A 23,600-nucleotide genomic window follows, 5' to 3' on the forward strand; every position below is an offset into this window, starting at 1 on the left:
ATCACATCACTGGGAGCAGTTACATTTAGAAAAACTTTATTTACGAATAAAGAAACAGGCCACAGTGAATATCTTCTTGACCGGATTCTGGGGCTGGGAAGAAAAGAACGGCTTACAGAGGATGCCCAGGCCCGGATGCTGAAAGAGGCAGTCCAGACTTCCTACCGGCGGGGAGGAGAGGAAACCAGCCTGACTGCAGAGGTAGGCAAGCAAACCGTAAAGAATAAGATACACAAGCTCAAGTTCCCTAAAAATGAAAAACAGCCGGAACAGAAAAAAACAGTTGAATATCTTTACATCGAGGCGGATGAAGATCATGTATCACTCCAATTCAGGGAGAAAAAGGGAGATTTGACAGAAAATGAAAACCACCAGAAGAATAACAGCCTGATCACGAAGCTGGTCTACATACATGAAGGGATTGAAAAAGAAGCCCCCCAAAGCAAGAGACATAAACTGATTAATCCGTATTACTTTTGCGGAGTCAGCCATGGGGAGGAAAACAATCAATTCTGGGATGAGATTTATGAGTATATAAATGACCATTATGACCTGGAAAAGGTCAAGAAAATCTATCTGAATGCCGATGGCGGAGGCTGGATTAAGTCAGGAATGAAACGGCTGGAAGGGGTGACCTGTGTGCTTGATGAATTCCATTTGGAAAAGTATCTGACAAAGCTGACCAGCCATATGAAGGACAGCCGTGAAGATGCGGCGAATGAATTAAGGAGAGCAATCAGGAACCAGACGAAAAAGGAATTTGAAGAGATAATAGAGCGGCTGGAGGAATGTCTGACGGACGACACGGGAATAAAAAGAGTAGCAGATGCGAAAGACTATATCCTTTCAAACTGGACGGCAGCGGGACTGCGTCTAAGGCATAGGGACGGGGTAACAGGAAGCAGTACAGAAGGCCATGTAAGCCATGTGCTGTCCAGCAGGATGAGTTCCCGGCCAATGGGCTGGAGCAGCCGTGGAGCAGCAAACATGTGCCAGTTGAGGGCATATGAGCAGAATGGCGGTGACATGCTGGAATTGGTAAGATATCAGAAACAGGAGCAGGCAAAGGCAGTTGGAAGTGAGTATGAAGTTCTAAGCGCAGACCAGGTGCTGAAGTCAGAGAAGAACCGTCATAAAGAATTAGGAAAATATACAGAGGCAGTCAGTCACAGCATGACAATGCAAAGTAAAAAAACCATCTACTTTAATGCCCACATCTGGGGACTATAGAAAGTGGCGAAAAAAGTGAGAAGGAGGCTAATTCCACCTGCTTACAAAGAAGACCGTAGTCAAGAGGAACCAGCCGAAATGAGCCCAACCAGGAAAGTGGGCTTGCTTAGAATACAAAAAAGAGGTATATTAGATTCACAAGTCATTGCCTGATAATTTATCAGAGCATCATTGGTGAACTCTACCCTATTGATTCCGAAGATATATTTACACTGTCCTGGCGAAGGTAAAGGATGACAAGGGCATGAAACGGGTGGAGAAATTTCTGAAGCAGGAGCTTTGTCCGGTCTGCGGAGGAACCAGGCTGAATGAAAGGGCGCGCTCTTCCCTGCTCTGCGGGATAACACTGGGGGAAGCCGCCGCTATGACATTGGATGCCCTGATTCCCTGGGTGAAGGCCGTGCCTGCATCCATGCCGGAAGAATTGCGGGACATGGCTGAGAGCATCTGCGGCCAGTTCCTGCATACGGCCAGGCGGCTGACCGGCCTGGGGCTGGGGTATTTAAGCCTCGACCGGGCGGGAGATACGCTTTCTACCGGGGAACGTCAGCGGGTTCAGCTTGCCAGGGCAGTGCGAAGCCGGACGACGGGAGTTCTCTATGTGCTGGACGAACCCTCGATTGGACTGCATCCGGCTAACGTGGATGGACTGCTCGGTATGATGGACGATCTGATCGCTCACGGCAATTCCGTTGTACTGGTGGACCATGACACACGGGTATTGAAGGCCTCCGACTGGCTCATTGAGATGGGACCCGGAGCGGGGCAGCATGGGGGAAACGTGCTGGCGCAGGGAAGTCTGGAAGACGTGGCAGAAACGCCGGACTCGCTGATTGCCGGATTTCTGACCGGAGAGGAACCGGTTCTAATCCGTAAACGGACTCCTTCGGAGAGAATGTTTGAACAGGGACATATCAGAATATCAACCGCTCCGCTCCATACGGTTCACGCCCTTGACCTGGATATTCCGAAAGGCCGGCTGGTGGCGGTTACCGGCGTATCCGGTTCCGGTAAGACGACCCTGATTTTGGAAAGCCTGATCCCTGCTTTGCAGGCGTCCGGCGGCGGCACACGGCTGCCAGATCATGTGAAAGCCGCTGACGCACCCGGAATCAGGCGGGTCAGCCTCATTGACTCAACGCCGGTTGGAATCAATGTCCGGTCAACGGTGGCGACCTACAGTGGCGTTCTGGACGAGCTGCGAAAACTTTACGCGGCCACCCATGAGGCAAAAGAACAGGGATGCAGGGTCAGTGATTTTTCCTACAATACCGGTTCCCTGCGCTGTGCAGGATGCGAGGGCACCGGGCAGATCACCATGGATGTGCAGTTCCTGCCGGATGTGGAGATTGTCTGCCCGGACTGCGGCGGTTCCCGATATGGAAAGGAAGCGGATGCGTTCCGCTCCCACGGCATATCCCTGCCGGAGCTGATGGGCATGACGGTGGAACAGGCGCTGGAACGGTTCTGTGATGTGAGAAAGGTCAGAGAACGGCTCCAGGTCCTGGCTGATTTAGGCCTGGGTTATCTGACCTTGGGGGAGGCGACGCCTGCCCTGTCCGGAGGCGAGGCCCAGCGTTTGAAGCTGGCATCGGAGATCGGCAAGGCCCAGGATGATGCCGTGTTTGTGTTCGATGAGCCTACCATCGGCCTGCATCCCCTCGACGTGCGGGTGCTGATCGGTGTATTCCAGAAGTTCATCGATGCCGGAGCCACAATTATTGTCATCGAACACGATCTGGATATGATCGCCAATGCCGACTATGTGGTGGATATGGGGCCGGGCGGCGGTGATGCAGGAGGCCGGATCGTGGCGGCCGGTACGCCGGAGGAAATATCGCGGAGTGAGGAGAGCCTTACAGGGAAGTATCTGAAAAAGATTATGAAATAGAGGTGCAGATTTCCGAGAATATTACGATTCTGGGAAAAATGGGAAGCCAGTAAAAGGAGATGGAGATGGATATTCGTATATTGTCGTATTTTCTCATGGCTGCAAGAGAAGAAAATATAACGAAGGCTGCCCAGCTTTTGCATATTACGCAGCCAACCTTATCCCGCCAGCTCATGCAGCTGGAGGAAGAACTGGGAGTAAAGCTGTTTCAGAGAAGCAACCATAGTGTTTATCTGACTGATGAAGGTATGATTTTCCGCCGCAGGGCACAGGAACTGGTGAATCTTGCAGAGAAAGCACAGGAGGAACTGACTCAGAAAGAAGAAACTCTGTCTGGTGTCATCGCGATTGGCTGTGGTGAAATACGCAGCGTGCAGGAAGTGGCAAAGCTGATAACCGGTTTTCAGGAGTGCTGTCCACTCGTAAAATTTGAATTATACAGCGGAGATAATGAAGACATCAAAGAACGGATGGAACAGGGTGCTCTGGATATGGGGCTTCTTTTAGAGCCGGTAAGTATTGTGAAATACGATTTTATCCGAATGAAAATGAAAGAACAGTGGGGAGTTCTGATTCATAAGGATAACCCGCTTGCCTCACGGAATGTCATACAGCCGGGGGACCTCGTGGGAACACAGGTTGTAACCGTTCATCTGAACACTCCGGTACATCACGAACTTGCGGGATGGTCCGGAGATTTTGCAAAACAGATGGAATCCTGCGTAAATTATAATCTGCTTTATAATGCAGTGATCACAGCCAGGGAACGGAAGGGGGCAGCAATCTGTGTAAAATTGGACTGCTATTATGAAGATATGAAGTTTTTACCGTTTGATCCAAAGCTGGAACTCAGTTCCGTACTTGCATGGAAAGATCAACAGCCCTGTTCAAAAGCAACAAACGCTTTTATCCGGTACGTGAAAGAAACTTATCGATAACAGTCTTATTAGTCATACGAAATAAGCATTCCTAATAATGAATTATAAGCATTAGACATAATAGAAAAATGGAATTAATATATAGGTGCAGCATAGAGAATAATGAAAAATCTTTGCGGCATCTATTTTCAGAAGGAGGTAATAGAGAATGGAATTTTTTGATGTAATTAAGAATCGCTACGCATGTAAGAATTTTGATGGCCGTCCAGTCGAAAGGGAGCAGCTGAATATGATCCTGGAGGCCGGCAGACTGGCACCAACGGCGAAAAACCTGCAGGAACAGCGTATCTATGTTGTTCAGTCAGAAGCAGGACTCTCCAAAATTGACAAGGTGACTCCCTGCAGATATGGCGCAGCTACTGTCATGGTGGTGGCATTTGACAAGAATCATGTTTTTACCTACCCCGGTGAAACACGTAATTCCGGCGTAGAAGATGCAGCTATTGTGGCGACTCATATGATGCTGGCTGCAAAGGCGGCAGGCGTCGACAGCTGCTGGATTAATTTCTTTGATCCGGAAGTAACAGCAAAAGAACTGGGACTGCCTGAGAATGAGGAGATCCTTATGATTCTTGATATTGGATATGCGGAAAAGGGATCAAAACCGCTTGCTGCGCATACACAGCGCAGGAAAATATCAGAAACAGTTACATATATTTAGAAAACGGAGGATTTAAAAATGAGCAGAGTATTAGTTGCATATTTTTCGGCCAGCGGTGTAACTGCAAGGCTGGCAAAGGCGCTGGCCTCCGCTATAGGGGCAGATTTACATGAGATTGAACCTGCTGTGAAGTATACTGCCGCAGATCTGGACTGGACTAATAAGAAGAGCCGCAGCAGTGTGGAAATGAGCGACAAGTCTTTCCGGCCGGAGATCGCGAATAAAGTTGAGCATATGGGGCGGTATGAAGTTATCTATGTGGGATTTCCTAAACTGGAGTATGGTATTTAGGTGTATATAGAGTACATACAGTGAGAAAAGATGGGAATATAAGTACAGAAGACACAGTTGATAGGAAAAAATGTGTATATAGTAACAGAGAAATTGTTAATGACCAGCATTGGAAGTATATTTCAAAAGCAGGTCATTTTTGATTGTATAAATCTTTAAATACTAATCTTATTTATATATAATGAGAAAAAAGAAATAGAAGTAGAAGCTCCTTTAAATATGCGTTATAATAATGGTAATATCTTGAAATAAGAGAAAAAAGACTTATGGTGTCCACTTTTATTCATGGAATAAAAGTCAAAGAATGGAAAACTTTAAAACTTTATCTTGTTAAATGGGTAGAGAAATATAGTTCATATATGGGGCAGTAATCAAGCAGATAAAATAAGTAGGTGGACAATGGAAAAGAATAAAAAATATCAAATTATTAGAAAAGGATATAGGGGAGAAGCCAAAAGAGACGCAAGTAGTAAAATTCGGGGCTTTTTGTTTCAGGATCTGATTGCAATACGATGGTTAGTGAATCCATCAACAGAGTCAGTGTGTTCAGAATATATAGAGGATGTTATTGTTTTTGGAAAAGATGCAACATATGTCATTCAGGCAAAATATTATCCTAGCAGTGGGATAGTAAAAAATGAAATTATGAGGGAGTTGTACTATCAATACTTGCGGATGCAGTTGTTAGGATATGAAAAAATAAAGCCGGTTTTGGCAGCTTATTATCCACACAAGATGAGAAAACCATCTGAAAATAAGATGTGGAGTTATATCAAGAATGAAGATCAGGCGATTAAGCCAAATAAAGAAGATAAGAAAACGACGGAGAATTCAGAGGGGATTGAGTCAGATGAAGAAGATAAGACTATAGTAGAGAGCTCAAAGGATATCGAAGAATGGCTGGAAAAAGAGGTGTATGCAAGGAATAAAGAAGAAGCAGAGAATGCGTTTTTTGAGAAGTATGCAAGTAATGATACCATAAAGGAGTTTATAAACGATTTAGAGATTGACACCAATTATAAGGAAATAGGAAAATACAGGGAAGAGGTAGCAAAAGAATTAGAGAAAATCAATTTTCCAGAATGCATAATCTTGGATAAGGAGCAGAAAACAAGCATTTTAATTGGATTAGCAGTTCAATACATACAAGGAAAATACAATGAAAAGACTAACGGAACGGATTTGCTGGAAGAGATTTTGTGTACAAGAGAGAAGTTTTTGGAATATTTGAGAAAGAATTTGTGTGTAGAAACAGACGAAAGAATAGCAGCATATTTACAGAGTGTTATTTTGGATGTTACGGATGAGATTCTGACAGGAAGTCCGAATATGGGCGAAGAGCAGATAAAATTATTGGAATGTATACAGGAGAATACAGCAGATTGGATGAGGCAGCTCGTTAGTAACAGTAATGGGCGGCTACAATTGTTAAACACAGTCAGTGGAATGTCTCCAAAGAGATTGGAGAAGTATGAAGAAAAAAGTATCAGTGAGCAGTATGGTATCATTCGGGAGCATAGGGAAAAAATAGAATTCTTTTTGAGATATTTGTGGAAAATTATGATGAATATAAATCAAGATTTATTGCAGGAATCTCATCTAACAGAATCACAAAAGGAGAGATTAATGCCTCGGCACTATATTGATTCCGGTGAGGAACGATATATCAGTCTGCATTTTCCGAAGGAGGAGGTGCAGGCAGTTACAATTGTTTCTCCAGCAGTAAGACCGAACGCAGGGGGGACTTTAGCAAATATTTTTTCCAGAATGAGAGAGTTTCAGCCAGAGAAGTGGTATATGTGCGGAGATTATCATGGAATTTATAAATATGATATGGATATATCACAGATTAAAGAAGCACATATGGTATCAGCATTAGAAGAAAAATGTTTCCGAATTGAGTGTATGGAATGCATAGTGATAGAGGACGGCTGTTGGAATCAGACAGAGGTGTGTGAAGAAACAATTTTTACTAATACATGTGTTAAGGGGGAAGAAGAAAAGTGAAATGGCAGGAATGTTTTCAAAAATATAAATATACAGAATTGATAGATATGGATAAGGATGGGGAAAGAAAGACAAAGTTAGATTTTTTCTGTGTTGAAGGTAAAGTGCCTGATGAGTTGAGACAGATATATTTAAGTGAATGCGGGGATGAGCTGTTTTTGATTTTACGCTTAAGTGATGTAGAAAACATGGAAAGGTTCTGCAATCTGTGGGACAATAAAATTCTTACATTTATAAATTTTACGCCTAAGCAGTTCAGGGAAGAAATCAGAAAGTTGCAGTATAATATTACCCAGATATTATTGTATGAGGGCGCTGTGGAAAAGAAGATGGAGAAATCTGTTTCTGTTTCAAGAAAAATATTTGTTAAGTGCAATGAAGATGATGAACTGGATGATAATGACAAGATGCTGCTTCCATTTTGGTTCGGAGATTTAGAAAGTGCAGAAATTAATAAAGAAGAGCGGCAAAAGCTGGAGAATTTGCTACCATCTGCAGAGGTATTGGGGTTTATGTATAAAAAACGGGAGAAACAACGGCGGCAGAAAACAGGAGAAAACAAGTATAATTTTCAAGAGAATGAGTGGCTGGCAATGGAAGGGTGGTTAAAAGAAAATGTTGCTGAGAGAAATTGAAATTAAAAATTTTCGGGGATTAGAGAAACATAAATTTCAGTTTGATAATAAATCATTGGTCATATTAACAGCGCCAAACGGAAATGGTAAAACATCACTCATAGATGCGATTGAGTGGTGTTTTACAGGAAACATTTATCGTCTGCAATATGCGTTTGAAAAGCGTAATACAAATGCAAATGAAAGAAAACGTAACAGAGATGCAATTCTTAAGAATAAAAATCATATCGGGGAGGAAACAGTTGTTACACTCAAAATGTTTAATCCCGAAGCGGAAGAAGAATATATCATTACACGGAAGCAGTCAGAAGATACTTTGGAAAACGATGGGGCAATTAAAATAGAGATAAATAACGAGAAAATCAAGGATCCGGAGGTTGAACTTGCCAAAATCATAGATAAGAAAACATTTTATAAATATCATTTTTGCGATATGCAGAAAACTTATAATTTTCTGCAAAGTAAAAGAAAAGATATGGAAAATGAATTCCAAGATTTCTCATCGGATTATTCGGAAGCAGAGAAGGTAGTAAACAATTTAGTTATATACCAAGCAGATATAGAACAGAGAATTTCTGTGAAAAAAAACGATAAAGTAAAGGAAGAAACACTGGAGTCATATCGCACAATTAAGAGGAATTATGAAAGTGACAAAGATATTAAGCCATATTGTAAAGAAAAAATGTATGATGCGGAACTGACAAATGCGGGAGAAATGACAAGGGATCAAATCGACAGCCAGTTAGAAGTATTGTATGATTTGGGGCATAGGCAGGCGGTAGTTCTATTAGAACGGATAAAAGAGAGTGAAGAAACAGAGAAGTATCAAAAGAAACTGAATGTTTTGGTAGATGAACTGCGAACCAAAGGTCAAGTCATTGTGGATGCCATAAAGAAAAATGCATACAAAGAAGACATTCGGACGGCAGCAGAAGGTGTGTTGAAAAAGTATAAGGAAATCAGGCTGACAGAAGAAAACCTAGAAGGATATTGTAGTGAACTGTTTGAAATTAAAAGCGAAGATTTTACGGAAAAGTACTGGGTTGGAAGCAAAGAGCAATTGAGCGGAATAAAAGTACAATTAGATGATCTGAATCATGAAATAGGTACTTTAGAAAAAGGAAATCAGGTTTTACGTGTGATGTCCTCGATTACTATTGGGAGAGAAAATTTAATACAGTATCGGGAAGAGATGCGTACAAATAACCTGGGAAGCATAGTGTGTTGTCCAGTATGCGGATCAGAAGCCTTTGATTATATAGAAGAGCAGGAAATTGCAAAACTGGCGAGGGAGTACCTGGCAGAGAATAAGGATTTAATTGTAAAAAAGAAAAAAGAGAGAGATGGTTTAGAACAGAAGAAAAAAGAACTATTATTAGAGCAGATAAGAAAAGCAGAAATTGTATTAAGGCAAGCGATAGAAAATGCAGAAAAAGAAACGAAGTATTTGACCAGTCTTTACCAAGAGTCAACGGTGTATTTTGATACAGTGAATGAACTGCACGAGAGGAAAGAAAAATATTGTATAGAGAATTTGGATACAATTGAAAAAGTTATGGCAGCTATCAATAATAATAAAGTTCTTGTGATGCCCTCAAAAGAAAAAGAGCAGCTACGGGATGAACTGAATCGGGTTTTTGCAATCGTAAATTATTCTTCAGAAAACAAAACAATGGAAACGCAGTTGATGGAGATGAGAAGCAGTATTGAAAAAGTTCCGGAGGATTTTATCTATAATGAAAAACTATTGTCGGACAAGATATATTCTTTAAGAAGTTATCGGAATAATGAGACCTATTGGAATGTTTTGAAACAATTAGAGGATGCAGAGAAAAAGAATAAACGGCTGGAGGAAGAAATTAAGGAATTAAAGCAATTCAATATTTATGCAGAAGAACGTATAAAGCAGATTAATAGTGTAAAAACGGAATTGAAGAAAAAGGAATATGCACAGGTTGGCCCATATTTGTATAAAATTTTTCGGAAGTTGTCTCGAGATGTGCAAATTGAGGGGATAAAAATAGAAAATGAAGAGGGAGGAGAGGTATCTCTTTTGGACGAAAATGGATATTCTCTGTTAAATATGTTTAGTGATGGGCAGCTGAGTGTGTTTATGTTGTCCTATTTCTTAGGCAATATATTTAGAATGAGTGGAATAGAGAAAATCCCGGTTTACTTTGTGGATGATATTACAGCATGTATGGATGATATTAATATGCTGGCTTTTTTGGATTTTATAAAATATCAGCTTTCAAGGAAGAATAGTGTAATGAAGCAATTGTTTTTTGTGACATGCGATAAGAGAATAGAGGGACTGATGAAGTATAAAATGGAGAGTTGTAAAATTTCTTATAAAGAAATCGGTATTCGAGATTTTAGAGACAGAAAATAGAGAGTCGCTTGGTTTTAATAACTATTTATGTAATATAATAAATTTTATGACATAGAAGAATAACTTGAAAATACTTAGATTATAGCTAATTAATTTGTTGATGTTTAAGTGGAGGAAATATGGCAGAAAACCAAAACACAGAATGGAAAGAATCCTGGCGTGATGAGTATTTGAAATGGATCTGTGGTTTTGCAAATGCTCAAGGCGGCAAGATATATATTGGAACTGATGACAACGGCAATGTCATTGGCGTACCAGACAGCAAAAAGCTGCTGGAAGATATCCCCAATAAAGTGCGGGATATCCTTGGCATTATCGTGGATGTTAATCTGCTGACACAGGATGGGAAAGATTACATTGAAATATGTGTGAATCCAAGCAGTTATCCGGTAAATTATAAGGGAGAATATCATTATCGCAGTGGCAGTACAAAGCAGCTTCTTAAGGGAGCCGCTTTGACGGAGTTTTTACTATCTAAAACGGGATATAAATGGGATGCGGTTCCGGTGGATGGTGTTACAGTTGAAGATCTGGATAAAGAGAGTTTTGACATTTTCCGGCGAGAAGCTTTGCGTAGTGGCCGTATGACAGAAAAAGATTTGAACATGAGCAACGAACAGCTTCTGGACAGCCTCGGTCTTCTTGAGCATGGTAAGCTGAAACAGGCAGCGATTCTCTTATTCCATCGCAATCCGGAAAAATGGGTTACTGGCGCATATATTAAAATCGGATATTTTGGCGAAGGATCTGATCTGCGCTATCAGGATGAGATTCATGGCTCTTTGTTTATACAGGCGGACAGGGTCATAGAATTGATTTATCTGAAATATATGAAAGCCATCATATCTTACGACAATGTCACTAGAATTGAGACCTATCCTCTTCCGAAAGCGGCAGTTAGGGAAGCGGTATATAATGCAATTATACATTCCAATTATGCGGCTTTAGTTCCGATACAGATTCGGATACACGAGGATGCGGTATACATCAGTAACGATTGTGTCTTTCCGGTAGGCTGGACAGTAGAAACTTTGATGGAAAGACATCGTTCACAGCCCTACAACCCCAATATAGCCAATGGTTTTTTCAGGGCAGGATATGTGGAAACATGGGGACGAGGAATAGAAAAAATCTGCGAGACATGTAAAAAACATGGTGTTCCAATGCCGGAATATACGCTTCACTTAGAAGATATTATGGTAAAATTTACACCTTACATGGGCACTAAAGTGCCAAAAAGACAAAATGGCACTTTGGATGGCACTTTAAATGGCACTTTGGAAGAAAAAATAATTTCTGTGATAAGCAAAAACTCATATATAACGCAGCAACAGATTGCACTCACACTTGATTGCTCCGAACGTAAAATAAAACGTCTTATGAAAACGATGCAGGCAGATGGAATGATTGAACGTGTTGGTGGGCGTAGATTAGGACAATGGGTTGTAAAATAGAACTTTGCTCAGAGAAAAAGATATGAAGAAAAAACTTCCGTTTAATCAGGAAATCTATCTGCCGGAATATTTCAGTGATACTGTTGCCAGAGCCTTTGAAAAAGAGTTCGAGCAGAGAATTCTATACTGGGATTTTAGAAATGTTCTTGACGAAAAGGTCAAAATGCAGATAGAAATACTTCTGAATGAGATTGTAAAATCAATAAAAAACAAAGAAGAGAGACGAAACGGGTACTTGCTTCCGCTCAAGTGCCTGTTTTGCTATACTGAAAAAATGGAATGAGAGATATCATGAAAATGGAGTTGGATCAAGAGCAGGAATACTTTTGTATGTTTAAAGAGGAATATGGCAATCCTTGTTTGAGTCTAAAAAATTTATCCTTTTTTTGCTGTAAGGTATTATTTCTGAGAGCAGAGGAAATAAATTGGGAAGCCAATGTCTGGTTTACGGAAAGACTGAATATTTCGTCAGAGAGATATAGCCGAAGCAATGCTATTGAAAGTTTTTCTTTTTTAGATATTCATTTTAGTAAGAATCGTCAGAGCCTGCAAGGATATCTGAAATATCTCTTAACGGTCACTTCTTTAAATTTAGGAACCATCCGTATTCATCATACTTATATCAAAGAGTTCTTGAGATTTTGCGAAGATTCTGAAAAGAATATAACAGATATTGAACATCGTTCTGTAGGGGATTATTTAAAAAATTGTCTATGCAGCATATTTCTGCCGAAAGTTATAATAACAAGCTACGTGTTATTTCGTCATTTTTGCATTATCTGCAAGTAACAGATTGTATCGGCGAGTTTTCTAATCCGATTCTCTTGTATTATAAGAAGAGATATCCAGTTGTGAATGAAATTGATAATCTGGATCAAAAACTCGATTTGTTAACCAGCCATCTCGGAGAATTTCCAGATAATCTTCGTGTTATGAGTCTCACAAATGCAGAGCTGAAGGGGTCCTGTAAGGGTGCTGTTTTGATGGAAGGCAGGCGATTTAACGCTGAGGCAGGAGTAAAGGAACTGAAGGACTGGGCAGAGAAATATAATTAAATTCATGACTATGTAATGTCATGTTTCCTGTGATACAATGTCATAGGGTGATAAAAATATGAAGATCGAACGCTTAATTGGAATTATTACAATCCTGCTGCAGCAGGACAAAGTGACCGCTCCGGAGCTGGCGGCGCGTTTTGAGGTCTCGAGAAGAACCATCAACAGGGATATTGAAGCGATCTGTAAAGCCGGGATTCCCCTGGTCACGATTCAGGGATTCGACGGAGGCATCTCCATCTCAGACAGCTATAAGATAGACAAGACGCTCTTTACACAGGATGAACTGCAGACCATTTTAACCGGTTTAAAAGGCATTGACAGCGTATCCTCAAACGCATACCTGAGTGGAATTATGGAAAAGCTGTCGAGCAGGGAACGGCAGATTATCGTTGACGATACCATGGTGATTGACCTTGCGTCCCATTACCACGACGCTTTGACATACAAAATCGACCTGATTAAAAAAGCAGTCCGGTGCAGGCGCATGATCTCTTTCCAGTACTACAGTGAAAATGGGGAAAGCCAGCGCAGAATTGAGGCATACCGGCTGATTTTCAAATGGTCCTCGTGGTACATTTTTGGATTCTGTCACAGCAGAAACGATTACCGTCTCTTTAAGCTGAACCGCCTATGGGACTTGTCAGTCCTGGAGGAAAACTTTGTTCCGCGCGAGATTCCGGAGAAACGGCTGGATTTTGATGCTTACTTTTCCTCTCATACGATTCGCTTGAAGGCAATATTTACAGAAACGGAAAGGCACCGTCTGATTGACGAATACGGCAGGGACAGCTACGTGCCTTGCGAGAGCGGGGGGCTGCTGTTCGAATGGGATTTTGCGAGTTATGAGAACATGCGGCAGTGGATTCTCAGCTTTGGCGATCAGGTGAACGTGTTGGAACCGGAAGAACTGAGGGCGGATATCCGACGGCAGTCTGAAAATATTTTGCAGAGATACCGGGAGACATGACCCATAGCTGTCATGTTCCCTCTGCTATAATGGAAATCAAAAAGGAGATTTTATAATGATTGAATCCAGATGCGGTATCCTGTGCAGTTTGTGTGGTTATAAGGAGGAGATGGGGTGTAAAGGCTGCGTACATATTGATAAGCCATTTTGGGGTGACGGCTGTCCAGTAAAAACCTGCTGCGAGACCCGGGAGCATGAGCACTGCGGCCAGTGCGGGGACTTTCCCTGTGAGCTGCTGAAGCAATTTGCATATGATGAAGAGCAGGGAGACGGCGGCAGGCGGATTGAACAGTGCAGGTGCTGGAACCAGGGAAGGTAAATGTTACCTTCATGAAAGAAAATAGATGCAGACGTAAGATCGGACAAGCCTGTCCTCTTAATCTTACGCCTGCATTTTATTATTACTCTGACAGTTTTTGCTTAGAAATTGATTGTGATATGTTACCGTGAAAGCGCGGATAATTTCGCGTCTTCCACATACACACCATCTACCTTTTCCTGCTCTGCAAAGGAGATCACCTGGCTTACATTTCCCTGAATCATAACGCCGAAAACATGAATGCCATGATCCTTCACATAGGAAGCCAGTTCTTCGTAATATTCCTGGCCGATCCCGTTTACATCGGCCATGGCTGTTAAAAACTGCGGCCTGTCAGACATATACTGCAGCATGGAAGTAAAATGCTGTTCCCAGATTTCTGCCAGTGCTTCTTCGGCTTTCAGTTCTCTGGCCGGCGTTGGTCTCAGATATGGATACATTTCTTCCGGATAGACACCTGCCTCTGAGAATACACCTGTTCCACCAGGGTCAAATCCGGCGACGTTCATGTTGTACCCTGGTTCACTGCAGGTTACGGCTGCATAGGTGATATCCAGATTGCTCTGATCGGCCACCCACTGACGATACAGACTGCTGAAGGCCTCCAGGGACATGGGGGCGTCAAAGGTGATATAGGCGGCGGCCCAAGAGGAGGAAGGAAGCTCTTCCAGCTGCTCTAACTGGCTGTCGATTTCCTCCTGCGGCTGCTGATACACATCGTTTCCATCCTCATCCGTAGAGCAGAAGGTTTCTAATTTTCGGCCAAATGCATTCATAGGCGGAAAATGCCAGTACGTCTCCAGTACAGACCCTGTCCGGTTTAAAATATTGGAATAGTAACCGGTCAGGGAAGATTCGCTGCCCGCCATTTTCCCCCGCACGATTCTGCCGGAAAATGTTTCTTCGCGACCGTGGAAGAGATTGCTCTGGCGTATCTCCACATGATAGCTGCCCGGAAAGCCGGGGACCGCCTTGGCCCAATTCGTCGTATAGCCAGGAGAGTGCAGCTCGGTAAATACCGCCGCATCAATAAAAAACTGACCGTCTCCGCCATACGTTTCCTGATAACCGCGGTTCGGATTATAGAAAATACGGCTGCATATAGGGCCGGAGAGCAGAACCAGGACAGCCGCTGCCAGAAAAGAAATCAAAATGCTTTTCAGCAATTTCCGGTTCACCGTCTTTTTAATTCCCCTGATCTCATTTTCATCACTTTCAGTCATGAGTTCCTGAAGTCCCGGGCAGCTGTCATCAACCTGCGCCAGGGTGTATTCTTCCAGAAGTTCGAATTTCTCAAGCTCCTCCTCTACGAATTTTATCTCTTCCAAAGAGGCGGTTCCTTCTTTGTATCGCTGAAACACTTCCTTAAATGTCATACATTTCCTCCTTCAGACTTATTTTTAACTGCTTGCGTGCCCGGCAAAGCGCTGTCTTTACCGCACCTGGCTTCTGACCGGTCAGAGCTGCTATTTCTTTAATGTTGTAGTTTAAAAAGTAAAACATAAAGATGGCTTCCCTGTATCTGGGCGGAAGGCCTAATACAGCGCGGTAGAGTTCTCTGGCCTCTTCACCTTTCAGCATCTGCTCCCACACGATGTCGGAAGACCCGCTCAAAGGCGGCTTATCCGTCCGTTCAGGCACAAGCCGTGCATCTTTGCGCAGCCGGTCATAAAACAGGTTTCTGCTCACTTTAAACAGCCAGAACTTTACATTCTGCCGCTGGCCTTCCAGGGAGAGCAGCGCTTTATAAAATGTCTCGCTGGTCAGATCCTCGGCCATATGGACATTGCCGCACAGGGAAAGCGTATATAAGTAAACCTCATGGTAATAAGTAAGATAAATATTTTCCAGCGTCTCGTTCTTCACCGCGGCCCCCCTTTCTTTATTTTCCTTATCATCCTATAAACGTTTGTGATAAAGAAAGGTTACACGAAAAATACTTTTTTATCAACAGTCTGGTTTGTGATTGCGAAAGGTTCTCATGTACAGACAATAGACAGCCGTGCGGTCTTATGGTAATATATGGTTAGTATATACTAACTTGCGTTCCGTAGCAAAAACTGGAAAGGACAAATAAAGAAATGACAGCAAATCTTGGAGTTGTACAGGAAACTATGTTGATCCCCCTGGTAATTAAGGCCAATGAGACCCTTCGACAGAAAGCCAGGATCAGAGATGAAAAAGCAGTGGAAATCATGAAACAGCTGCAAATGGACACAGAAAAATACGATAAGTTTATGAGTCATGAGGGCGTCGTGGCCAGAACCATCATGTTTGATCAGGCGCTAAAGCAATTTTTGGAAAAATATCCGGAGGCGGTTTGCGTGAATCTGGGCTGCGGCCTGGACGCGAGATTTTACCGTGTTGATAACGGAAGAATCCTTTGGTATGACATTGACCTGCCGGATGCGATGACGGTGAGAAAGCAGTTTTTTACGGAAAGTGACAGGGTTCATCAGATTGCAGGCTCTATCCTGAAGGCGGATTGGACCCAGGCTGTTGAAACGGGGAGACCTTTGATTTTTATTATTGAAGGAGTGCTGATGTATTTTAGCCAGGAACAGGTGAAGACACTGCTTTCCATACTCGCCGGTGCATTTTCTGAATTTGTGCTGCTGGCGGAATTGATGCCGCCGATGGCTGTAAAGCAGGCCAAACATCATGATACCTTAAAGAGTACCAATGCTACTTTCCGTTGGGGCACCAAGACGGGAAAAGAGCTGGAGGCGCTGTGCCCCGGACTGACCTTGCTGCGGGAAAACAGCTTTAATGATGTGATGAAGACTTATACATTTCGCGGATGGCTGTTTGGCTCCCTGCCTAAACTGAAGGATTGCAACGACAGATTGGCTGTTTATCGATATAAAAGGCGAGATGCATAAAGGCGCATGAAGCCTGTAACCGGCTTTTTATATCCGGATGTGCTGTGCGACAGAAAGAAAGGCGGGATCAATATGGCAAAGAAGAAAGAGAATGTATTTCTGGCAGAGATGGCACCGTTCCTCTCTAAACGCTATGAAGGTGAAAAAGTGGCATCGATTATGGCAATGGCGTGGAAGCGGTACCGGGAGATCTGCGAAGAAAACGCACAGGAGCCAAAGGCCATGTATATGCATACGAGAGAGCGTATTTATCCGGGGATAGCGGCCTTTGATGCACTGACTGCCAACGGAGAATCGAGAGAGCATGCTGCGGATTTCATCGAGGATTATTATGCATGGAGAAGCCAGCGCATGGCGGATATGCTTCATAAGCTGATGAAGATACCCGGATGCTGCAGGCTCGTTCCAAAGTTTTTCAAATCCATGACCCGCTCGAATTTTGGTCCGAAGGCAGGCTTTCAGGCGGTTTACTATGAGACAACAAATAAGGAACTGAGATTCGACATGATAAAGTGTCCATATTTCGATATCTGTAAAGCCTATGGCTGTGAGGAAATTGTAAGGGCATACTGCCATGCGGATGATATATGCTATGGCAGCATGCATCCCAGGATTGAATGGGGAAGAACCCAGACGTTGGGAGACGGAGGGACCTGCTGTGATTTTAAGATTACAGTAAAAAATATGTGATTTTCAGGGGCTTGAGATAAAGAGTCCGCCAAGCGGGACCCGCTGTCCTCTGGGGTTTTTGTTTCATGGGACGAACGTTTCTTTGAAATAAGAAATGCAGGCTGATTGTCATTCAGTCTGCATTTCTGTATTGATAGCCGCGGAAAAGGGGGCCTTGCTGCCGGATTTGTTCAAATAATCGGATCCCCAGCTGCACATAGCCTCCAGAACCGGTAAGATCGTTTCCCCAAAAGGAGTGAGCTGATACTCTACCTTTGGAGGAATAACAGGATAGACGGTGCGGCTTAACAAACCGTCCGTTTCCAGCTCGCGCAGCTGCTGGGTCAGCATTTTCGGTGTCGCCTGTGGAATCAGGCGGTGAAGCTCGCTGAAGCGGAGGGCGCCTTCCACCAGATGAAAGAGTATCAGGGCCTTATATTTTCCTCCGATCAACTCAAGCGTGGCCTCAACTGGACAATGGTAAGTGCTGGGACATCTCATGAGAAAGCTCCTTTCTATCGATTCCTTTTATACGGATAGACAGTATCTTTTTAGGTACTGCATACCCTAAAAGTGCATACTTGTTAAAAGGAAAATCAGTGTTATAATTATAGCTGAAGTTGATGGAAACATCAACCCACTGCATGCAGCTATATCAAACAGGTCATATAGAAGATGAAAGGAAAGGAGCGTTTTACATATGAATTTTTTAGACAACGCGAAGAAACGGTATTCGGTCCGGAGCTATAAGTCTCTGAAGGTGGAACAGGAAAAACTGGATTTGATTCTGGAGGCGGCCCACGTTGCACCGACAGCGGCGAACCTGCAGCCTGTGCGGCTGATTGTCGTACAGGAAAAGGAGGGCCTGGCGAAAATCGAAAAGGCCGCCAACATATACAATGCACCTCTGGCAGTTATCGTGTGCGCCGATCACAGCACAGCGTGGACCCGTCCGTTTGATAAGAAGCAGACTGGAGATATCGATGCCTCTATTCTCACCGATCACATGATGCTGCAGGCTTCAGAATTAGGACTGGGAACTGTCTGGGTATGCTATTTTAAGCCGGATATTCTTTCACAGGAATTCAACCTTCCTGCGAACCTGGAACCGGTTAATATCCTTGTGATTGGATATGCTGATGAAGAACCGGCGGATCCGGACAGACATGGGAAGACACGGATTCCGTTGGATACGCTGGTTGCATACGAGAAATTTTCCTGAATACATGATCCACAATTATGATTTTATACCAGAAACGCCATTCTCAATTAAAAATGTAAGAATGGCGTTTTTGCTATTATACGCTATTATTTTTGCCAAAACATGTTATAATATTTGAGCAATATTAAGATATACTTAAAGACAAATCAAGACAAGACAATGCAAGACACAAACACAGATCAAAGGGGGCCTTTTCATGCATAGAATAAAAAAGTATACGAAATCTACATGGCTTTTCCTGCCCCTTTTTCTATTGCTTATCATTCTGTTCGGAGTTTTTGCCGCTATGCTGCAGCAGGCGCTTCACTATGACCTCAGCTGTGATTGGAGCGGCGGCGGAGTGTATCCCGTAGCGGTCGAGGGCGAGTACAGCGAAGAGGGCGGCGAATGGAAGCCGCTTTCGAAAGAGACAGAATTCGATTACCGCGAGCTGCGGGACATTGCGGTGCGCGGACATTTTACAAGAGATATTCCGGAGGGAGAAAAGATCTTTTTTAATATCTGCCAGCTATGGGTCACCATGCGGATAAATGGTGAGGAAGCTTTTTCCTTTGGCCCGCGGGAGGGTGATGGAAATCCCGCACAGTCTATTGGAAACCTGTGGTATACCTTCGTATCACCCGGTATTACGGCGGAAGATGAGGTGGAACTCAATTTCGGCAATCTCTACCGTAACGCCTACTTTATCCAGTTTGACAATCTGCTCTGGCATATGTATACCGGCAGTGAGCGGGCCCTGGTTTTTGAGGCTGTACATAAAGATATAGGGCTGCTGGCTGTTGGAACGATATTTCTGGTCCTCACGCTTTTTCTGTTTATTGCCGGCATTCTCCTGGTTTTGCTGCACATTCGCGGCAGCCTTCAGTTTGTCTGGCTGGGATTTTGTACGCTGTCTTCCGCCGTCTGGTTCGCGACGCTGGCGCCGGCGCTGTCTTTGTTCCTGCCATACCCTGTGCTTCTCAACACCCTGTACTCCTGTTCGATTCAGGGGATTGTAGTATTTCTCCTTCTGTTTGTAAATGGAAATCTTACCGGATGGCGAAAAAAGACGATGTATGGCGCGCTGGGAGTTCTGTTGGCGGCCATGCTGGTTGGAGCCATGCTCCAGATGAAAGGGATTCAGGATTGGTTTGGGAGTATTGATTATTTCTCTATGCTGGATATTGCTGTCGCACTGGTTCTGATCTTCTGCCTGAGCTACGAAGTCCGGGTCCTGAAAAAGCGGGCCCTCATCTCATTTTTGCAGGCTCTGCTTCCGCTCGGAGTATTGGGAATACTGGAAATACTCAATGGTTTTGCCCAGTGGCTGGAGGCAGGCATTTTTTTCGGGATGGGGCTTATTTTCTTTTCTGTGCTGGAAGGCTTATTTATTCTTCTCCGTATCCGACGGAGTATGGATAATGAAAAACGGGCATTGGAACTGGAAAAAGAATTGTCTCAGAACCGCATATCCATCATGCTTTCTCAGATACAGCCGCACTTCCTTTATAATTCGCTGGTTGGCATCAAGCAGCTCTGCGATACAGATCCACAGAGAGCATCGGACGCGCTGGAACATTTTTCTTACTATTTGCGTGGAAATCTGGATTCCCTTTCCAATACGGGGCTGATTCCATTTGAAAAAGAACTGGACCATATTGAGGATTATCTATATCTGGAGAAAATGCGTTATGGAGAGCGCATCCACATCCGATGGGAGATCGGATACCGGGACTTTATGCTGCCGCCGCTGACTCTGCAGCCGATTGTGGAAAATGCGGTGAGATACGGAATCACTCAAAAGAAAGCTGGAGGTAGTCTGACAATCCGGAGCGGGAAGACAGACGGTTCGGTAGTCATCACTGTGGTGGATGACGGCGTGGGATTTGATATAAGTGAAAAAAAAGAAGACGGAAGAACTCATATCGGGCTGGAAAATGTGAGAGACAGGCTGGAGGCGATGTGTGACGGAAGACTGGAAGTAAAAAGTGAGATAGGCACCGGTACTGAAATAAAACTTATACTGCCGCAAAGGAGGAATTGTGTGAATGAAAATTATAGCGGTTGATGATGAACAGCTGGCTCTGCAAAATCTTGTCACCATGCTTAGGCGGGTCGAAGCGGCAGCGGAAATCGTCAGTTTTTCCGATTCCCAGGAGGTCCTTTCCTATCTGGCTGAAAATCAGGCAGATATCGCGTTTCTGGATATTGAGATGGGAGAGTTAAATGGGATTGCCCTGGCGGTAAAATGCAAGGAGCTTTGTTCCACGATCAACATTATCTTTGTCACGGGCTATTCCCAATATATGCAGACTGCCTTTCAGCTTCATGTAAGCGGGTATTTAATGAAGCCGGTGAGAGAAAAGGATTTAAGGGAAGAGCTTGACAATCTGCGTTTCCCTCTTCCGCATATTCCGGAACACCGGGTCCGCATACAGACATTCGGCAATTTTGAGGTCTTTGTGGATGGAAAACCGCTTGACTTTCCCAGGGCAAAAAGCAAGGAATGTCTGGCCTATCTGATTGATCGGAGAGGAGCCCGGATTTCGGTATCGGAGCTTGCTTCTGTCTTATGGGAGGATCGGCCGTGTGACGGCACGGCCCAGAACAATGTGCATCAAGTCATTTTTACGCTGATGAAGGCGCTGAAGGAGGCAGGAATCCAGAATATTATCAACAAGAGCCGAAGAACGATCGGCGTTAATATATCTGAGATCGACTGTGACTATTATGCGGCGATCAGCGGTGACCTGACACAGTTAAACGTATTTGCAGGTGAATATATGACCAATTACAGCTGGGCAGAGTTTACGCTTGGTAATCTGGTAGAGCAGAAAACAAATAGGAAATGACAGGTATGGAGTGAATTCCGACAGGCTGGCAGTAGCAGTTTTGCCGGAATTTTTTTTATTGCCCAGAAAGACTCGGTTTGTAAGAACTGTGTAAGGACTGCTTCCTATAATCAGACTTACAAGCGTTCTATTGAACTGTTTTACGCAAAGGAGATAAACGGATGAAATCCATTCAAACGAATAAGAATAAACTTCTAAGGACAAACCTGCTGATCAGTATAATCCTGATTGCCGGATTTGTTACTACGGCTGTTTTCAGCTACCGGGCAAACTATCAGGTATCTTTGAATAACATTGAACAGGTCTCTTCACTATCCACGGAAGGGATCTATTATCAGCTATCCTCCCTCTTTTCCAAGCCGGTCAATATATCACTGACGATGGCTCACGACAGCCTGCTGGTCGAGCATTTAATGAAAGAGCCTTCTCATCTGGCTGACAAGGCCTATGAGGAGACAACAAAGGAGTACTTAAAGACCTATCGGGAAAAATATGGTTTTGATTCGGTCTTTCTGGTTTCGACTGTCTCCGGAAGGTATTACAATTTTAATGGGGTTGACCGTGTGATGGAACGGGATAATCCAGAAAATACCTGGTATTTTGATATGCTGGACAGTAATAAGGAGTATTCGCTGAATGTGGACAATGACGAAGTGAGCGGTGCGGATAATAAAATCACGACATTTGTAAACTGCAGGATACAGGACACAAACGGCGCGGTAATTGGCATCGTCGGCGTTGGAATCCGGATGGACTATATTAAGGAACTGCTTCAGAATTATGAAGATACTTACAACGTCAAAGCCAATCTGATCAATGAAAACGGCGAGATAGAGATTTCCACCTCCTATACCGGGTACGAGGCGGCCGACTGGTTTGAGATTTACGGTCAGGAGGGCATCCGGGATCAGATTCTCAGCTGGTATGAGGATACAAAAAACCTGGAACTCTGGACAAACACCGGTACAGAGGAAAAAGAAAGGAGCTTTGTGGTAAGCCGGTATATACCGGAACTGTCGTGGATGCTGATTGTGGAACAGGATACCGGAAGGATTATTCAAGAGATGTATATGCAGCTTTATAAGACGTGTTTCGTTCTTGCTCTGGTTGTCATTGCCATCCTGGTCATCATCACGTCTGTTATCCGCAAATTTAACCTGCAGATTACAAAGCTGGTGGAGGAACGGCAGGCAATGTTTAAGGAGGCCACAGAACAGCTTTATGACAGCATCTACGAACTGAATCTTACCAAAAACTGTTATGTGGGAAAAACAACAGAAGATTACTTTTCGAATCTTGGCGCAGGCGGTGTCCCGTTTGACCAGGGCCTGCGAATCATCGCTGAAAAGCAGATTAAAGAGGAATACCGAAAAGGCTACATAGAGATGTTTGCCCCGGAAAATGCGATCAGGGAATACGAGGCCGGGAACAATCATTTAAGCTATGATTTTCTGTTTACACTGGACGGAGCCGATTACCATTGGATGCGTGTGGAGACCTATCTGTTTTATTCCGAGGAAGACTGCAGTGTGCATATGTTTTCCTACCGGAAAAATATCGACCAGGAAAAGAAAAAAGAGCTGATGGCACAGACAGACGAAATGACTGGATTCCTTACCAAGACGGCTACGGAGCGGCTGATCGAGAAACAGCTGGTAGAAAAGAAGGAGGAGAAATACGCATTTTTTATCTGTGATATCGATAATTTTAAGCAGGTGAACGACCGGTTTGGCCATGCCTTCGGGGATTACTGTATCTGCAGTTTTACCAAAGCCATACGGGAACATTTTCGAAAGGATGACATTCTCGGCAGAATCGGCGGCGATGAATTTGTTGTCTTCATTCCATACTCAAGTGAACGCTGGCTGGAAGAGAAAGCCGCTGAATTATCGAAAGCGCTGGAGATAGTTTGTACGAAAGAGCAGTCAAGCTGCCAGGTGTCGGCCAGCATCGGAATTTCGATATCGTCACAGGCGGGGAACCGGTTTGACCAGCTTTATCAAAGTGCAGACGCCGCACTGTATCAGACGAAGAAGAATGGGAAAAACGGATTTACCATCATGGAGCTTACAGGAGAGAAAGTAGCGGACAGTACAGACCTGTGATACGGAAGCAATAGCGGACAGCTCAGAGCGGTGATACGGAAGCAATAG

Annotated in this window: 22 protein-coding genes and 1 pseudogene; 20 read left to right on the forward strand and 3 right to left on the reverse strand. The window is 43.8% G+C overall.

Annotated elements, in window-relative coordinates:
• The 14 genes and pseudogenes from DFR60_RS28660 to DFR60_RS28725 all read left to right on the forward strand — a co-directional run.
• Positions 1-1,230: ISLre2 family transposase (locus tag DFR60_RS28660; RefSeq protein WP_110326515.1), on the forward strand; the 1,230-nt coding region annotated here is incomplete at its 5' end.
• Positions 1,231-1,474: 244 nt separating this feature from the next.
• On the forward strand, positions 1,475-3,121 hold the full coding sequence (locus DFR60_RS28665) for an excinuclease ABC subunit UvrA (protein WP_341458013.1): 1,647 nt from the start codon (positions 1,475-1,477) through the stop codon (positions 3,119-3,121).
• 65 nt (positions 3,122-3,186) lie between these two features.
• Positions 3,187-4,059, forward strand: a complete 873-nt coding sequence (locus tag DFR60_RS28670; RefSeq protein WP_110326517.1) for a LysR family transcriptional regulator — start codon at positions 3,187-3,189, stop codon at positions 4,057-4,059.
• A gap of 148 nt (positions 4,060-4,207) precedes the next feature.
• On the forward strand, positions 4,208-4,720 hold the full coding sequence (locus tag DFR60_RS28675) for a nitroreductase family protein (RefSeq protein ID WP_002599856.1): 513 nt from the start codon (positions 4,208-4,210) through the stop codon (positions 4,718-4,720).
• A gap of 18 nt (positions 4,721-4,738) precedes the next feature.
• Positions 4,739-4,990: pseudogene (locus DFR60_RS28680) on the forward strand (flavodoxin); the annotation flags it as partial.
• A gap of 420 nt (positions 4,991-5,410) precedes the next feature.
• Complete coding sequence (locus tag DFR60_RS28685; protein ID WP_110326521.1) at positions 5,411-7,018, forward strand: hypothetical protein; 1,608 nt, start codon at positions 5,411-5,413, stop codon at positions 7,016-7,018.
• Positions 7,015-7,653: a hypothetical protein gene (locus DFR60_RS28690; RefSeq protein ID WP_110326523.1), complete on the forward strand. Its 639-nt coding sequence runs from the start codon at positions 7,015-7,017 to the stop codon at positions 7,651-7,653. The genes DFR60_RS28685 and DFR60_RS28690 overlap by 4 nt, the downstream gene beginning before the upstream one ends.
• Positions 7,634-10,045: an AAA family ATPase gene (locus DFR60_RS28695; RefSeq protein ID WP_110326525.1), complete on the forward strand. Its 2,412-nt coding sequence runs from the start codon at positions 7,634-7,636 to the stop codon at positions 10,043-10,045. Before DFR60_RS28690 ends, DFR60_RS28695 begins: the two co-directional genes overlap by 20 nt.
• A 119-nt stretch (positions 10,046-10,164) precedes the next feature.
• Positions 10,165-11,499 (forward strand): RNA-binding domain-containing protein, encoded by a 1,335-nt coding sequence (locus DFR60_RS28700; RefSeq protein WP_110326527.1) that lies wholly within the window; start codon positions 10,165-10,167, stop codon positions 11,497-11,499.
• A gap of 22 nt (positions 11,500-11,521) precedes the next feature.
• Positions 11,522-11,782: a hypothetical protein gene (locus DFR60_RS28705; protein WP_110326529.1), complete on the forward strand. Its 261-nt coding sequence runs from the start codon at positions 11,522-11,524 to the stop codon at positions 11,780-11,782.
• Between the two features lie 8 nt (positions 11,783-11,790).
• Positions 11,791-12,288: a hypothetical protein gene (locus DFR60_RS28710; RefSeq protein WP_110326531.1), complete on the forward strand. Its 498-nt coding sequence runs from the start codon at positions 11,791-11,793 to the stop codon at positions 12,286-12,288.
• A 62-nt stretch (positions 12,289-12,350) separates the two neighbouring features.
• Positions 12,351-12,554, forward strand: a complete 204-nt coding sequence (locus DFR60_RS30715) for a hypothetical protein (protein WP_207659587.1) — start codon at positions 12,351-12,353, stop codon at positions 12,552-12,554.
• Between the two features lie 58 nt (positions 12,555-12,612).
• Entirely contained in the window at positions 12,613-13,524 is a 912-nt protein-coding gene (locus tag DFR60_RS28720) for a helix-turn-helix transcriptional regulator (RefSeq protein WP_110326533.1), read from the forward strand.
• A 55-nt stretch (positions 13,525-13,579) separates the two neighbouring features.
• Positions 13,580-13,843 (forward strand): DUF3795 domain-containing protein, encoded by a 264-nt coding sequence (locus tag DFR60_RS28725; RefSeq protein WP_110326535.1) that lies wholly within the window; start codon positions 13,580-13,582, stop codon positions 13,841-13,843.
• Between the two features lie 122 nt (positions 13,844-13,965).
• Here the strand turns inward: DFR60_RS28725 and DFR60_RS28730 are convergent, their stop codons facing one another.
• Both DFR60_RS28730 and DFR60_RS28735 read right to left on the reverse strand, forming a co-directional pair.
• On the reverse strand, positions 13,966-15,219 hold the full coding sequence (locus tag DFR60_RS28730) for an anti sigma factor C-terminal domain-containing protein (RefSeq protein ID WP_110326537.1): 1,254 nt from the start codon (positions 15,217-15,219) through the stop codon (positions 13,966-13,968).
• Entirely contained in the window at positions 15,209-15,709 is a 501-nt protein-coding gene (locus DFR60_RS28735; protein WP_110326539.1) for an RNA polymerase sigma factor, read from the reverse strand. The genes DFR60_RS28730 and DFR60_RS28735 overlap by 11 nt, the downstream gene beginning before the upstream one ends.
• Positions 15,710-15,924: 215 nt before the next feature.
• On the opposite strand from DFR60_RS28735, the gene DFR60_RS28740 reads away from it, so the two are divergent.
• Positions 15,925-16,725 carry a class I SAM-dependent methyltransferase gene (locus DFR60_RS28740; RefSeq protein WP_110326541.1) on the forward strand — a complete coding sequence of 267 codons (801 nt, stop codon included), beginning with the start codon at positions 15,925-15,927 and terminating at the stop codon, positions 16,723-16,725.
• 72 nt (positions 16,726-16,797) lie between these two features.
• Entirely contained in the window at positions 16,798-17,415 is a 618-nt protein-coding gene (locus DFR60_RS28745; RefSeq protein WP_110326586.1) for an L-2-amino-thiazoline-4-carboxylic acid hydrolase, read from the forward strand.
• Positions 17,416-17,523: 108 nt separating this feature from the next.
• Here the strand turns inward: DFR60_RS28745 and DFR60_RS28750 are convergent, their stop codons facing one another.
• Positions 17,524-17,895: a winged helix-turn-helix transcriptional regulator gene (locus tag DFR60_RS28750; RefSeq protein ID WP_002599848.1), complete on the reverse strand. Its 372-nt coding sequence runs from the start codon at positions 17,893-17,895 to the stop codon at positions 17,524-17,526.
• A gap of 199 nt (positions 17,896-18,094) precedes the next feature.
• Here DFR60_RS28750 and DFR60_RS28755 point away from each other — a divergent pair, with 199 nt between their 5' ends.
• The 4 genes from DFR60_RS28755 (at position 18,095) to DFR60_RS28770 (ending at position 23,552) form a co-directional block, all read left to right on the forward strand.
• Positions 18,095-18,616 (forward strand): nitroreductase family protein, encoded by a 522-nt coding sequence (locus DFR60_RS28755; protein ID WP_110326543.1) that lies wholly within the window; start codon positions 18,095-18,097, stop codon positions 18,614-18,616.
• Between the two features lie 196 nt (positions 18,617-18,812).
• Positions 18,813-20,663: a histidine kinase gene (locus tag DFR60_RS31085; protein ID WP_243005212.1), complete on the forward strand. Its 1,851-nt coding sequence runs from the start codon at positions 18,813-18,815 to the stop codon at positions 20,661-20,663.
• Complete coding sequence (locus DFR60_RS28765) at positions 20,644-21,447, forward strand: response regulator (RefSeq protein WP_110326545.1); 804 nt, start codon at positions 20,644-20,646, stop codon at positions 21,445-21,447. Before DFR60_RS31085 ends, DFR60_RS28765 begins: the two co-directional genes overlap by 20 nt.
• Before the next feature lie 161 nt (positions 21,448-21,608).
• Positions 21,609-23,552, forward strand: coding sequence for a sensor domain-containing diguanylate cyclase (locus tag DFR60_RS28770; RefSeq protein ID WP_110326547.1), 1,944 nt, complete (start codon positions 21,609-21,611; stop codon positions 23,550-23,552).
• Positions 23,553-23,600 lie beyond the last annotated feature (48 nt).

Origin of the sequence: Hungatella effluvii (assembly GCF_003201875.1) — a bacterium.
Lineage (GTDB): Bacteria > Bacillota > Clostridia > Lachnospirales > Lachnospiraceae > Hungatella > Hungatella effluvii.

Excerpts from the sequence above, each read along its gene's own strand:
- DFR60_RS28745 (WP_110326586.1), top strand. The coding sequence starts at position 16,798 with ATGGCAAAGAAGAAAGAGAATGTATTTCTGGCAGAGATGGCACCGTTC.
- DFR60_RS28750 (WP_002599848.1), bottom strand. The coding sequence starts at position 17,895 with ATGAGATGTCCCAGCACTTACCATTGTCCAGTTGAGGCCACGCTTGAG.
- DFR60_RS28765 (WP_110326545.1), top strand. The coding sequence starts at position 20,644 with ATGAAAATTATAGCGGTTGATGATGAACAGCTGGCTCTGCAAAATCTT.
- DFR60_RS28705 (WP_110326529.1), top strand. The coding sequence starts at position 11,522 with ATGAAGAAAAAACTTCCGTTTAATCAGGAAATCTATCTGCCGGAATAT.
- DFR60_RS28700 (WP_110326527.1), top strand. The coding sequence starts at position 10,165 with ATGGCAGAAAACCAAAACACAGAATGGAAAGAATCCTGGCGTGATGAG.
- DFR60_RS28685 (WP_110326521.1), top strand. The coding sequence starts at position 5,411 with ATGGAAAAGAATAAAAAATATCAAATTATTAGAAAAGGATATAGGGGA.
- DFR60_RS28770 (WP_110326547.1), top strand. The coding sequence starts at position 21,609 with ATGAAATCCATTCAAACGAATAAGAATAAACTTCTAAGGACAAACCTG.
- DFR60_RS28725 (WP_110326535.1), top strand. The coding sequence starts at position 13,580 with ATGATTGAATCCAGATGCGGTATCCTGTGCAGTTTGTGTGGTTATAAG.
- DFR60_RS28710 (WP_110326531.1), top strand. The coding sequence starts at position 11,791 with ATGAAAATGGAGTTGGATCAAGAGCAGGAATACTTTTGTATGTTTAAA.
- DFR60_RS28755 (WP_110326543.1), top strand. The coding sequence starts at position 18,095 with ATGAATTTTTTAGACAACGCGAAGAAACGGTATTCGGTCCGGAGCTAT.
- DFR60_RS28740 (WP_110326541.1), top strand. The coding sequence starts at position 15,925 with ATGACAGCAAATCTTGGAGTTGTACAGGAAACTATGTTGATCCCCCTG.
- DFR60_RS28730 (WP_110326537.1), bottom strand. The coding sequence starts at position 15,219 with ATGACATTTAAGGAAGTGTTTCAGCGATACAAAGAAGGAACCGCCTCT.
- DFR60_RS28695 (WP_110326525.1), top strand. The coding sequence starts at position 7,634 with ATGTTGCTGAGAGAAATTGAAATTAAAAATTTTCGGGGATTAGAGAAA.
- DFR60_RS28720 (WP_110326533.1), top strand. The coding sequence starts at position 12,613 with ATGAAGATCGAACGCTTAATTGGAATTATTACAATCCTGCTGCAGCAG.
- DFR60_RS28665 (WP_341458013.1), top strand. The coding sequence starts at position 1,475 with ATGAAACGGGTGGAGAAATTTCTGAAGCAGGAGCTTTGTCCGGTCTGC.
- DFR60_RS28675 (WP_002599856.1), top strand. The coding sequence starts at position 4,208 with ATGGAATTTTTTGATGTAATTAAGAATCGCTACGCATGTAAGAATTTT.
- DFR60_RS31085 (WP_243005212.1), top strand. The coding sequence starts at position 18,813 with ATGCATAGAATAAAAAAGTATACGAAATCTACATGGCTTTTCCTGCCC.
- DFR60_RS28670 (WP_110326517.1), top strand. The coding sequence starts at position 3,187 with ATGGATATTCGTATATTGTCGTATTTTCTCATGGCTGCAAGAGAAGAA.